General features: G+C 37.9%; 8 protein-coding genes. 7 read left to right on the top strand and 1 reads right to left on the bottom strand.

Features of this window, described 5'->3' with window-relative positions; genetic code table 11:
- Window positions 1–223 precede the first annotated feature (223 nt).
- The 7 genes from ACODST_RS11780 to ACODST_RS11750 all read left to right on the top strand — a co-directional run bounded on the left by ACODST_RS11780 (window position 224) and on the right by ACODST_RS11750 (window position 13,240).
- Window positions 224–808: an RNA polymerase sigma factor gene (locus tag ACODST_RS11780; RefSeq protein ID WP_488932298.1), complete on the top strand. Its 585-nt coding sequence runs from the start codon at window positions 224–226 to the stop codon at window positions 806–808.
- Between the two features lie 227 nt (window positions 809–1,035).
- Window positions 1,036–2,079 (top strand): FecR family protein, encoded by a 1,044-nt coding sequence (locus ACODST_RS11775; RefSeq protein ID WP_488932297.1) that lies wholly within the window; start codon window positions 1,036–1,038, stop codon window positions 2,077–2,079.
- A gap of 280 nt (window positions 2,080–2,359) precedes the next feature.
- A complete protein-coding gene (locus ACODST_RS11770) occupies window positions 2,360–5,752 on the top strand; it encodes a TonB-dependent receptor (RefSeq protein ID WP_488932296.1) in 3,393 nt (1,130 codons plus the stop codon).
- 11 nt (window positions 5,753–5,763) lie between these two features.
- A complete protein-coding gene (locus ACODST_RS11765) occupies window positions 5,764–7,131 on the top strand; it encodes a RagB/SusD family nutrient uptake outer membrane protein (protein WP_488932295.1) in 1,368 nt (455 codons plus the stop codon).
- Between the two features lie 63 nt (window positions 7,132–7,194).
- The gene (locus ACODST_RS11760; RefSeq protein WP_488932294.1) at window positions 7,195–8,142 is read left to right on the top strand and encodes an ABC transporter ATP-binding protein; all 948 of its coding nucleotides are present in this window, start codon (window positions 7,195–7,197) and stop codon (window positions 8,140–8,142) included.
- Between the two features lie 10 nt (window positions 8,143–8,152).
- Window positions 8,153–10,414 carry a Gldg family protein gene (locus ACODST_RS11755; protein ID WP_488932293.1) on the top strand — a complete coding sequence of 754 codons (2,262 nt, stop codon included), beginning with the start codon at window positions 8,153–8,155 and terminating at the stop codon, window positions 10,412–10,414.
- A 12-nt stretch (window positions 10,415–10,426) separates the two neighbouring features.
- Window positions 10,427–13,240, top strand: coding sequence for a M16 family metallopeptidase (locus ACODST_RS11750; protein ID WP_488932292.1), 2,814 nt, complete (start codon window positions 10,427–10,429; stop codon window positions 13,238–13,240).
- Window positions 13,241–13,382: 142 nt separating this feature from the next.
- Here the strand turns inward: ACODST_RS11750 and ACODST_RS11745 are convergent, their stop codons facing one another.
- Entirely contained in the window at window positions 13,383–13,871 is a 489-nt protein-coding gene (locus ACODST_RS11745) for a hypothetical protein (RefSeq protein WP_488932291.1), read from the bottom strand.
- Window positions 13,872–14,176: the final 305 nt, after the last annotated feature.

Raw genomic sequence — 14,176 nt, 5'->3', positions numbered from 1 at the left:
TTAGTTTACACCATCAGCTTTTTTTCATCATTTCAATATTCTTTAGTACACAAAATAGTACGTTTCAAAGATTTATAAAATGCTTATTCTTTTTTTTCAAATCATATAATATTTCTTTCAAATAATTATCAAAACCATATTTATCACAATTATTTCACAGTATAATAACGCATATATTCAAAAAAGTAATAATATTGTCTAAACCAATGCAATTTCCTTAACAATGTCATCCAATTTCAGTTCCGACCAAAGCAGGCTCCTTTTTGAGTTATCTCAGGGAAGTGAACTGGCTTTTACGAAGCTGTACAACCAGCACAAAAACATTGTTTACGGTACAGCACTGAAAATTACAAAATCTCAGATCTTAGCAGAAGAAGCTGTACAGGAAGTATTCCTAAAAATCTGGCAGAACCATAAAAACCTGGCTGAAATAACCAGTTTTGAAAACTATCTTTTTATCATTTCCCGCAATCACATTTTTGATATGCTTAAAAAGATAGCAAGAGACACCAGTCTGGCTGCCGATATTAACTTTCAGACTGCTTCCAACGACACCGATACTGAAATCAAAGATCAGCAGTATGCCGTTATACTGAATGAAATAGTGGAACAGCTCCCGCCACAGCAGCAAAAAATTTACAAAATGGCTAAATGGGAAGGACTGAGCCATCAAAAAATCGGGGAAGATCTGGGTATTTCTACAGAAACCGTTAAAAAACATATGGCACAGGCTTTAAAATTTGTGCGTATTAAAATCTCTCCGTACATGAACATGTTCATGACACTTCTTTTGTTTTTTAAAGCTTAAACTTCACGACTTTTCTTTCAAAAAACCTGCTTAGGTTATTTTTTTACGTTTTTTTTACATTTTTTTTACTTTCAACTACTCCCTCCCTTTTTTTTAATCGTCTTTATACAAAAGAGCATTCCTAAAACAGGCTTACCCCTGATTAATTGGCAGGTCTTTCAAAAAAAAAAAAATAAGTAAATCCCAAATTACCATTTACAAACAAGTACTAACTTAATTAACAAAACATGCAGCAAAACAAATTTGAAGAATTATTTGAAGGCTATCTGCAAAATAATCTCTCAGAAACCGAAAAGCAGCAGATAATGGAAATTATTCAGAAAGGCACTTATGATGATCTCCTTAAAGAGAAAATCCATATGATGCTGAAAAATGACAGCACTGCTGATGTATTGGACAAAGAACACAGTGAATATATCCTGAATTATATTTTATCCGGTACAAACAAAGAGGCAAAAGTAATTCCATTAGAGCCTCAAAAAAGAAACCGCAGAAAAACAGTCCGCCTCATCGTCGCTGCGGCCAGTATTACTACTCTTTTGGCTATAGGCAGTAAATTCTTCTTCCAGCCGGAAAAAACTTTACCGGCACCGGTTAAAGAACAAATTACTATTGCCGAAAATACCCTTATTGATTTCAGTGGTAAACAGCTGGTTCATTTACCGGACGGAAGTACAGTTCTGTTAAACGATAACAGCAGCCTGAAATACGATCAGACTTCTTTTAACGGTAAAACCAGAGAAGTAACTCTTACCGGAGAAGCTTATTTTGATATTAAGTACAACGAACAAAAACCGTTTATTGTTCATACCGGAAAAGTGCAGACAAAAGTACTGGGAACGGCTTTTAACATTAATGCTTTTAACACTTCAGATAATATTGAAGTAACCGTTTCCCGCGGTAAAGTTCAGGTTGGGGATACTCAAAAAATATACGGTGTGATTACGCCTAACCAGCAGATTAAAGTCAATAAAAACACTTTAGATTACGAACAGAATAATGTAAGCGCCGCCATAGTAACCGAATGGAAAAGCAATTACCTGATTCTGGACGATCTGAACATGGCCGAAGCTACTGCCCTGATTTCACAGAAATACAAAGTGGCGATTGTACTGTCTAACGATAAAATTAAAAACTGCCGTATCACAGCGAGTTTCTTAAATGAAGAAGATTTAGACCATGTACTGAAAGTAATCTGCAGTGTTATTGAAACCGAATATCATTATAACAAGGCCGGCGCTGTTGTTTTAGACGGTAAAGGCTGTGAGTAAAGAGTAAAGAATAAAGAAGATAGAATAAAGAAGATAGAATAAAGAAGACAGAATAAAGAAGACAGAATAAAGAAGACAGAATAAAGAAGATAGAATAAAGAGTAAAGAAGATAAAAAGCGGACTAACCTCCTACTTAGAAAGCTTTGAAAATAAATAGTAACCTTAAAAAAACAAAGACCAATTAACCAAAACTAAATTAAAAAAGCCATCCAGCTCCTACACCAGATGGCCGAGATTTTTAACAATTAATCCAGTAACCATTAAAAAACATGCAAATTTATGAAATTACGCTGTAAAACAACCATGTTTGACAGGGAAAAGAAATCTTCATTTTTCCGTTTGTCAAAAAAAACAATTATGATTATGCGAATCAGTTTATTCCACATTTTCTTATTGACCTGCGGTACTCATATGGTGTTTGCCACCGAAATGAACGGCCAGAGTTTAGAATCTATTTCAGTTGATATTGAACTTCATAACCAGGATATTAAAACTTTATTTAAAACCATAGAAAATAAAACGGGATTACTATTTGCTTATCAGCCGCAGATCATAAAAGATTTTCCAAAAGTGACAACACCAAGAGGCCGACGCAGTGTTAGTGACATTTTAAATACCGTATTCCAGGGCAGTAATTTAGTTTACAAACAGGTAGACAAAAATGTCGTGGTTTATAAAAAAGAAACACCAAAGGCAGCAGAAAACAACACAAAATCTGAGAAAGAAGAAGAGGCCAGCTATATGCTTTCGGGAAAAATCCTGGATGAAAACGGCCAGCCTCTGCCTGGTGTAACTGTTTTGCTTGTAGGAGGCAATAAACAAGGAATATCCGATTTTGACGGACAGTTTTATCTGGAACTTCCGGCAGGTAAACATGTGCTGAGAGTTTCTTATTTAGGCTATAAGACTCAAGATGTTACGGTTGAAAACAAAACTTCTATCACGATTAAAATGCAGCCCGACTTAGCTAAACTGGACGAGATTGTTGTTATTGGGTACGGAACCACTACCCGCAGAACTTCAACCGGATCTGTAGTTAAAATTACGGCCGAAGACATCGAAAAACAGCCTATTACCAATATTCTTCAGAGTTTACAGGGAAGAACTCCGGGTGTTTTTGTAACACAGACTTCAGGTTATGCCGGAAGTGATATGAATATCAGCATCCGCGGGCGAAATTCGATTACAGGAGACAATCTTCCGTTATACGTTGTAGACGGCGTTCCATATATTGGAGATGATATCAAACAGCAGGTACAGGATGATAATGTCATCAGAGGAGCTCAAAAATCGACCAGTCCGCTTAATATTATCAACCCTAATGATATCGAAAGTATCGAAATCCTGAAAGATGCCGATGCTACGGCAATTTACGGATCGAGAGGGGCTAACGGGGTTGTTTTGATTACCACTAAAAAAGGAAAATCCGGAAAAACCGAATTTACGGTAACTACCAATTCCGGGGTTTCAGAAGTAGCCCATATGATCAAAACACTGGATACTCCTGCTTACTTAAACATGCTGCAGACCGCTTTAACCAACGGTAATGATACTGCCAGCAATTTTAGTAACGGAATTGCCCTGCTGGACTGGGATCAAAATGCCCAGACGAACTGGCAGAAAAAACTGATTGGCGGAACAGCTACTTTTAATAACTACTCAGCTTCGTTAAAAGGAGGAAATGAAACCACCAACTTCCTTTTGAGCGGTGCGTACCATAAAGAAACGACCGTTGTTCCGGGAGATTTCAGCTACAATAAATTCTCAACCAATTTTAATGTCAACCACAGTACACTTGACAAAAGATTAAAATTAGGAGCTTCTGTTATTTTTGCGGCAGACAATAACAAACTTCCTTTTTTTGACATCACTACCTATGCGGTAGGAACGGCACCAAACCGTCCGTTATACAATGCAGATGGCAGCTACTACTGGTCACCTGACTACTTTAGCGATATTAATCCACTGGCTTCTTTAGAGAAAAAAGTAGACGATAAAGGAACGAACTTAATTACCAGTTTCAGTATTCAGTATGAAATTCTTAACGGCTTGTCTTTTAAAACAGATCTTGGATACGGAAGAGCTCAGATGCAGTCCAAACAATTCATGCCGGCATCGGCTATGAACCATGTGTATTATGAGGCTAACGGACTTGATTTAGATTTCTCAAGATCGTATACGGTTTCAACGAATAACACTAATAATTTTTCATTTGATCCGCAGTTAAATTATACCGCTTCTATATGGAAAGGAAACCTGACGGCTTTAGTGGGAGGTTCATGGCAGAACAGAAAATCAGAAATGCCTTCTTATGTAAGTTCATCCGGATACAGTTCAGACAACCTGATTGGTAATCTGGCTACAGCCGAAAATGTAACCGCAACCAACGGTTCTCTGGAATATAAATATATCTCACTTTTCAGCAGACTGAATTACAACATCGAAAACAAATACATCTTAAATGTGAATTTCAGAAGAGACGGTTCTTCCCGTTTTGGAGCTAATAACCGTTTTGGAAATTTTGGTTCCGTTGGAGCTGCGTGGGTATTCACACAGGAAAAATTCTTTAGTAATGTTCCTTGGTTAAGTTTTGGTAAAATTCGTTCAAGCTATGGTGAAGTAGGAAGCGATGCTATTGGAGATTACGGTTACGCCGATACCTATTCTAGCAGTACTTACGGAACCGGAAATGCTGCTATGGCCGCTACCCGTATAGCCAATCCAAATTACAAATGGGAAGTAACCAAAAAATTTGAAGCTGCCCTGGATTTAAGTTTCTTTAACGACCGTATTTCGTTTACAACCGCTTATTACAGAAATGTTTCCGGAAACCAGCTGGTAAATGCTACATTGAGTCCACAGGCCGGATTTACAACCTATCAGGCCAATTTACCTGCCGAAGTAGAAAATAAAGGCTGGGAATTTACACTAAGCACCACCAATGTGCATACTAAAAACCTGAACTGGTCAACGTCATTCAATATTTCGACCAATTCTAATAAATTATTATCCTTTCCAGGCATAGAATTCACCAGTTATTATTCGCAATATGTAGTGGGTAATCCGTTAAACAGCCGTTATTCTTATCACTATACAGGAGTAAATGCAGCCGGACTTCCACAGTTTGAAGATGTAAACGGCGACGGCCGAATTTCAAGCGGATTTGCCCAAACAGGAATTGGTGACAGAAAATACAACGGTGCGACTTATCCTCAGTATTTTGGAGGAATTTCCAACACCATCAGTTATAAAGCATTCACACTTGACTTTTTGTTTCAGTTTGTAAAACAAAGTGCCGGAACCTTAATGTCTTCAACAGGAGCACAGCCGGGATACCCTTACAGCACAGCAAACTTCCAGGTAGACGAATACAATGATTATTTAGCTCAGGGAATCGTTTTAAGTTCTGATTTTCAAAATAGTTTTTACAACTATATAGGATCAAATGCTTCGGTAACAGATGCTTCTTACATCAAATTAAAAAATGTTAGTGCTTCCTATCTGATTCCTTTAGATACGGCAACCAAAAAAACACTGCAGAGTATTCGTCTTTCGCTTCAGGGACAGAATTTAGTGACTTTTACTAAATACAAAGGGCTTGATCCTGAAACACAGGGCTTATCCTTACCTCCGCTGCGCACAATAACTCTTGGAACTCAGTTTACATTCTAAATTTAAAAATCATGAAAAATAACTCCTTTAAATATATCCATATATTTTCGTTTTTTCTTTTAATTGGACTTACGGGCTGTGATGATATGCTTGATGTTAATCTGCCAAGCAGCGAATTGTCTTCTGAAACCGTTTATGCCTCCGACCCTACTGCCGAAGCCGCTGTAAACGGAATCTATAAAAGCATGGTAAGTGATACCTACTATAATTTTTTACATTCTACTTTAGGACAGACTTCAGATGAACTGATTCTTAAAACGGGTATTGCCAATGTATATGTTTCGAATGAAATACCGGAAACAGACAGCAATATGAACAGCATGTGGACGGGTTTTTACAAAACAATTTACAATTCAAACAGTGTAATCGAAGGGGTAAGTGCCAGCAAAACTTTAACTGCTTCTAAAGCCAAACAATGGATTGCCGAAGCTAAGTTTTTAAGAGCTTACTGCTTTTTTAACCTTACTAATCTTTGGGGCGATGTTCCGCTGGTATTAACGACCAATGTAGATCAGTCAGCACTGGCGCCAAAATCAACTCAGGAAGCCGTTTATGCCCAAATTTTAAAAGATTTGACAGAAGCTGCTGCTGATCTTCCTGCCGACTATGAAAACTATGACGGAGAACGTATCAGAGCTACTAAATGGGCTGCTGAAGCTTTACTGGCAAGAGTTGACCTGTATCTGGAAAAATGGAGCGAAGCCGCGGCCCATGCCTCAGCAGTAATAAGCCAGACGGGAACATACGGTATTATAACCGGATTAACAGCTAACAATAGTCCGTTTATTGCCAATAATGAAGAAGCAATTTTACAGATCCCGTACTTTAACGTAAACTATACTTATGAAGGCGCTGCTACCTTTACAACAGCCGGAACTTATTTACTAAGAAAAGGAAGTACATTGTTTGAAACCGATGATGCCCGAAAAGCAAACTGGACCGTTGATATTATCGACAGGGGAACTTTTTTAGGCACAGCACCAAGAAAATACAAAAACGCTTATACGGCAGCGCCAATTGAACGTTCTACTGTGTTCAGACTGGCGGAACTTTATTTAATAAGAGCCGAAGCCAGAGTAAAACTAAACAATGTTTCGGGTGCCAGAGAAGACATCAATGTTATCCGCAGCAGAGCTTTGGTAACACCAACAACCTTAACCGATGCTAATCAGCTGCTTGATTTAATTGCCCTGGAGAGAGAACGTGAACTTTTTGCAGAGTTTGGCCACAGATGGTTCGACCTTAAAAGAACCGGAAAAATAAACGAAACCCTTTCTGTTTTAACGGACAAAATCTGGAGTACTACTGACAGCCTGTATCCCATTCCGGAACCTGCTATCCGTTCAAATCCCTTCTTAACCCAAAATTCAGGATACTAAATACTAAAAAAATACCGCAGGAATGTGTTGTAATACTACATTCCTGCGCTTTTAAAAAACACTATGGAAACAACAATTGTAAGAGTTGAGGACTTGTCGCATCAATACAGTAAGGATTGGGCAATACAAAATATAAACTTTGAAATAAAAGAAAACAGGATTCTGGGGCTTCTGGGATCTAACGGGGCCGGAAAATCGACTACCATGAATATACTGTGCGGCGTTTTAAATCAGACCAAAGGAAATATTTATATCGACGGCATTAACCTGAAAGAAAATCCGGTTGAAGCCAAAAAACTAATTGGCTTTTTACCACAGACACCGCCCCTTCACCTTGATCTTACGGTAGATGAATACCTCATTCACTGTGCACAGCTCAGACTTGTAGAAAAAGAAAACTTAAGAGCTGCTGTTGAAAAAGCCAAAGAAAAATGCGGTATATCTCATTTCAGCCATCGTTTAATTAAAAACCTTTCCGGAGGTTACAGACAGCGTGTGGGAATTGCACAGGCAATTATTCACGAACCTAAACTGGTTGTTCTGGATGAGCCTACCAACGGACTCGATCCTAATCAGATTCTGGAAGTTAGAAACTTAATCAAAAAAATTGCGAAAGACAAAGCTGTTATATTCTCCTCACACATTCTTTCTGAAGTTCAGGCCACCTGCCAGGATATCAGAATGATCGAAAACGGGCATATGGTTTTCTCTGATACTCTTGAAGCTTTTAACAATTATATCGAAGCGGATAAATTAACTGCCAGTTTTGAGAATCCGCCGGCACTGAGCGCTTTTACTGAAATTGACCACGTAACAAATGCTGTTTTTCTGTCTCCAAAAAAAGTGCAGATTACCTTTAGTGGTACACAGGAAATCGCCGAAAAAATCGTGTCGCTGAGTGTATACAACAACTGGAAACTGCGTGAAATCCAGTTTGAAAAAGTATCACTGGATGAAATTTTCGCACAGCTCTCTAAAAAAGCGCCTTCTAAAAACTCTATTCTTTCTTAAAAATACATCAATGAAAACAATATACAGAATCGCTAAAACAGAACTCAATACGATGTTTTATTCACCCGTTGCCTGGGTCGTTTTAGTAATATTTTCAATCCAGTCAAGCTGGAAATTTTTCGACTCGATCGAACGCTTTGAAAAAGCGCAAAAAATAGGACAAGGTATGGACAACCTGTCACAGGTTATATTTTCAGGTTTCAGCGGTTTATATACCGAAATGCAGAATTACCTTTATCTTTATGTACCGCTATTGACCATGGGATTAGTAAGCCGTGAAATCAACAGCGGTTCTATCAAACTGTTACTCTCTTCCCCAATACGAATTAAAGATATTGTACTTGGAAAATATTTAGCCATTGCCGCTTATTGTCTTTTGTTTGTGGGCATACTGGGACTTCAGGTTATTATTGCCTATTTCTCTATTGACAATCTGGATCTTAAATTTGCCTTATCCGGTTTAATTGGCTTGTATTTACTGGTTTGTACCTATGCTGCCATTGGTCTTTTTATGTCATGCCTTACGTCTTATCAGGTTGTAGCGGCTATAAGTACATTAGTGGTTTTAGCAGGTTTAAACTTTATTGGTAAACTATGGCAGGATGTTGAAATTGTAAAAGACATTACCTATTTCCTTTCTATTGCAGGTCGTGCCAACGAAATGCTCGAAGGTTTAATTATTAGTAAAGACGTTCTGTATTTTGTTCTTGTAAGCAGTCTTTTTATTGTATTGAGCATTTACAAACTGCAGACCGGAAGAGATGCTCAGTCAATTTCAAAAAGAGTTCTAAAATATGCTGTTTTAATTACCGTGGTTTTATCACTGGGATACATTACATCGAGAGCCCCGCTTACTTTGTATTATGATATGACCCGTAATAAAGACAAAACGTTAACACAGAATAGTCAGGATATTATAAAAAAAATAGAAGGTCCGGTTAAAATTACCACTTATGTAAACTTACTGGATATCAACTACTATATGGCAATGCCGTATTCTCAAAATTCAGATATTGCCAGTTTTGAAAAATACACCCGTTTTTTACCTCAGACAGAAATGGAATATGTGTATTACTATGATACTTCAAACAACGAAGCTTTATATGCACAGAATCCAGGGCTGAACGACAAACAGCTGGCCGAAAAAATGGTAGAATCGCAGAATATGAAACTGAAAAAATTATATTCTCCTGCCGAAATCAGAAAAATTATCAATTTAGGACCGGAACAAAACCGTGTGGTAAGAACCGTAGAATATAACGGTAAAAAAACATTTTTAAGAATGTTTGACGATTTGTTCAAAGTACCATTTGAAAAAGAAATCTCTGCTTCGTTAAAACGTCTGGTTGCCAATCCTGTAAAAATTGTGTTTGCTTCCGGAAACATGGAACGCAGTATTGAAAAAAACGGGGATAAAAATTACAAAACCGGATTTAATGAAATCACGTTCCGTAATTCCTTAATCAATCAGGGATTTGATGTTGCTTCTGTAGATATCAACGCTCAGAATATCCCTGCCGAAACTGCTGTTTTAATTATTGCCGATCCTAAAACACAGCTGAGCCAGGGTGCCGTAGACCGTATTACCAAATATATCGACGAAGGTAAAAACCTGATGCTTCTGACAGAACCGGAAACGAATTCGGCACTGGCAGCTATTACTGATAAACTAGGATTAACCTTTACCAAACAGGCACTAGTTCAGGAAAGCGAAACCAATGCTCCTGATTTCCTGGTAACCGAACGTCAGCAAAATGTTGATTCGACCTTAATCAAACTGAGTAAAAACAATAACCCGATTCCATTTTTAGGAAGCAGCGGAATCAAAATAACAAAAGAAGCCGGGTTTAAAGTAACACCGCTTTTAAAAACAAATCAGCAGCCGGCCTGGGAATCACAAACCGGAATTACAACGGTTTCCGAAGATCTTAAAAAACAGCCTTCTGTAAAAGAAATGCCTCTTGTGGCTGCCTTAACCCGTAATGTAAAAGGCAAAACACAAAAAATAATCGTAGCCGGAGATGCTGATTTTATGGGCAATGCCGAATTAAGCCGCGGCGGTTCGGGAACTTTTCAGTTTGTGACCGATCTTTTCTGCTGGTTTAGCAATTACGAATTTCCTATTGATACTTCGCGTCCGCAAAATATCGATAAAAAGATTACCGTTACGGCTAATCAGGTTTTCATTGGCAAAATTGCCTTCATCGGATTATTTCCTTTACTGATCATCGCAGGCGGTGCTTTTATACTGATTAGAAGAAACAGAAGATAAAATTCAAAAAAAATGAACACTAAAAAAAATATCATCATCGGGATTATGGCTCTGTCCTTTCAGGGAGCCTTCTCCCAGTTTAAAACCACCATTCCGCTGGATAAAAACGTGACGACCGGAAAGCTCAAAAACGGTCTTACGTATTACATCCTGCACAATGAAGAACCAAAAGACAGAGCCAGTTTTTACTTTGTTCAGAACGTAGGTGCGATTCTGGAAGAAGACAGCCAGAACGGACTGGCTCACTTTCTGGAACATATGGCTTTTAACGGAACAGAACATTTTAAAGGAAAAGGCATTATCAAAATGCTGGAAAAAAACGGAGTCAGTTTTGGTAAAGATATCAATGCTTATACCGCTCAGGACGAAACCGTTTACAACATCAGCACCGTTCCAGTTACAAACGAAAAACTAATCGATTCTACCTTATGGGTACTTCATGACTGGTCGGGTTCACTTTCTTTAACCAACGAAGAAATTGATGCCGAAAGAGGTGTAATCCGTGAAGAATGGCGTACCAGACGCACCAGCGATTTTCGTTTGAAAATGCAGACAGATCAGGTTTTATACAAAAATTCCAAATACAGTAAAAGAGACGTTATTGGTGATTTAGACATCATCAATAACTTCAAATATCCTGAGTTGAGAAACTATTACAAAAAATGGTACAGGCCGGATCTTCAGGCCGTTATTATTGTAGGTGATATTGATGTGAAGGCTATGGAGCAAAAGGTAAAAACTATTTTTTCCAGTATTCCGCTGGCTAAAAAAGCCGCTCCCCGCACCTATTTTGAAATCCCGAAACATGACGAACTGTATTTTGGAACAGCCACTGATAAAGAAGCTTCTTCGACATCGGTTACTTTACAATATGTTTTCGATGAGCCTTTGGTAAAGGACAGTGATGTAAGCCGTAAAAATGTAATGAATTCGTTTTATACCAGCATTCTCAACAATCGTTTTAAAGAACTGATCCTCAAAAACCAAAGTGCCGCTCTAAACCTGAAAGCTTATTTTGAGCCAGTTTCAAGATTAAGCAATTCTTTTAATATTTCGGCTTTAGCCAAAAAAGGAAAACCACTCGAAGCCTTTGAAGATGCTTACAGAGAAACCGAACGCCTGAAACGTTTTGGTGCCGCACAATCCGAATTAGACCGTACTAAAAAACTTTTTGTAAGTTCGTATGATGATTTCTTAAATAACAAAGACAAAGTCGATAATGACAGCTGGGCCGATAAACTGACCAATTATTTCCTGAAAGCCAAACCTTTTCTTTCTGCCGAAGACGATTATCAACTAATTGTCGGCATTATTAAGAGTATTACTTTAGAAGAGTTGAACGCTTATATAAAAACGATTCAAAAACCGGCTAATCAGGTCGTTCTGGTAACAGGTTCTGATGAGGATAAAATTAATTTCCCGACTAAAGAAGCTGTCACAGAATCGATGAAAAAAGTAGAGAGCCAGACTTTAGAACCGTATACCAAAAAAGAAAACAATGCCCCTTTAATTACTAAAGAACTAAAACCGGCAGTCGTTAAAAAAACCTTTACAGTTCCGGGTATTACAGCGGCCAAAGGATATACTTTAGAAAACGGGGCCAGTGTTATTGTGCTTCCTACAACTTATTCTCAGGATCAGATTGTATTTTCAGCGTTTGCAAAAGGCGGTAAATCATTGGTTAAAACCGAAGATCTGGCTTCTGCCGAAATTGCAACCACTATTGCCAGATCATCCGGACTAGGCAGTTTTGATAATATTGCTTTAAAAGAAAAACTTACGGGTAAAGTAGTACAGTCGGCTCCTTTTATTGGCGAAAACACCCAGGGATTCCAGGGAAGTTCCAATAAGGCCGATTTCGAAACACTGCTGCAGCTGGTTTATCTGTCATTTGAAACACCGCGTTTTGACCCGAATATTTTCAGCATTCTGAAAGAACAGTATAAAAACCGTTTAGAGACGATTAAAAAAGATAACGGAAGCGCTTTTAAAGATTCTGTAGACCTTGCTAATTCTAATCATAGTCCGCGTACTTTTATCTTTAACGAACAGTTTTTAGAAAAAATAGACCTGCAGAAAGCAGAAAGTATTTATCGTGACCGAATTAAAAATGCTTCCAATTTTACCTTTGTTTTTGTGGGTAACATTCCGGACTCTGCTTTAGAACTGATTCAGAAATACATTGGAAATTTAAAATCAGACCCGGCGGTAAAAGAAACCTTTACCGATCATAATATCGCCCCTAAAAAAGGGAAAACCACGGTACATTTTAACCGCCCGATGGAAGTGGCAAAAAGTACCGTTTATTTAAACCTGACGGGAAAAATAGACTACAGTAAAGAAAACGCCATGGGCATGTATATCATTGGAGAATTGTTGTCTAAACGATACCTGCAGACGATCAGAGAAGAAGAAGGCGGCAGTTACGGTGTAAGCGTGGGCGGTAATCTCGAAATAATTCCGAAACCCACTTTCAGCCTTGCCCTGTCTTTTGACTGCAACCCTGACAAACAGGAAAAACTAATGCAGATTATCTGGAAAGAAATCAACGATTTAAAATCGAATCCGGTCAATGCCAATGATCTGGAAGACATTAAAAAAGCATTGTTGAAAAACAGAGAAGAATCTCTTAAAACCAACACCTTCTGGGTAACAACCCTGTACAATTACAGTCTGAATCAGATTCCGTTTTCAACGGATGAAGACTATAAAAATCTAATTTCAAAAATTAACCAAAAAACTATTCAGCAGTTAAGCAAGCACGTTTTGGATAGTTCCAGCTGTGTCGAAGTTATTATGGGTCCTGAGAATCAATCCGGCAAATAAGAAACTTTAGAATACATTTATTTTTATTTTATTAGTCATTAAAGGTTGTCCCTCCGGACAGCCTTTTTTGTTTTTATTATTTAAGAAACCACAAAAAAAAACGCCTCATTGCTGAGGCGTTTTCCAGTCATGTTTAGTTTAGTTAACGGCGGTCATGGCTGGCGTGACCGTTTTCTTTATCGGACTGTTTTTTACTATTGTTATTCTTATTGTCCTTTTTTTGCTGTGTTTTAGCCGGTTTAGCATTTTTTACCGGTTTTTCTCCTCTGTTTTTCTGGGCTTTTCCGTGGTAGCCTTTTGGATAATTAGCTCTGTGTTTAGAGTGATAACTGTAAGGTGCATCTCCTCTGTAATCTGTTAGAACTACTTTATAACCGGAATACAAATCATATTGTCTGTATTTAGAAGGAAGTCGTTTGTCACGCACCCATTTTCCGCTGTTGTCATAGATAAAAACGCTTTGGTTAATATCATAATATACATCGATATCCGGCAGATAATAATATCTGCTGTCGTCATAACCTTCCGGGCCCCAGTTAGGAGGTGTTCCAATATTAACGTTGATGGATACCTGTGCATTGGCAAAAAATACACTCATAAAGAGTACTGAGGCGAATACTAATTTTTTCATGTTTTCTAGATTTAAATATTAATTTCAGTAGTGATAAATCGAAATTAATGCCAATAATTAAGTTTAGCATATTCATTATACCGGCACGGCAAATGAATCGACAAACAGGATTATTCTGCCGATGTTCAGGTACTTCCTGACTATCGTTTTTTTCACTAAATCATTCCGTTTTGTTACTTCCGGGAATACAATATTCCTGACATTACGGCAAAGGTTATAAAGGGGTATAAAAAACAAAAACGCCCCGGTATGAACTGCCCCCAAAAAGTTAGACACTATTTGAGGGCATTTTTATGGAAAGAAAA

The organism is Flavobacterium sp. FG19 (assembly GCF_057809475.1).
The sequence above is the reverse complement of the archived record's forward strand: the minus strand, read 5'-3'. Positions and strand labels throughout refer to the sequence as shown.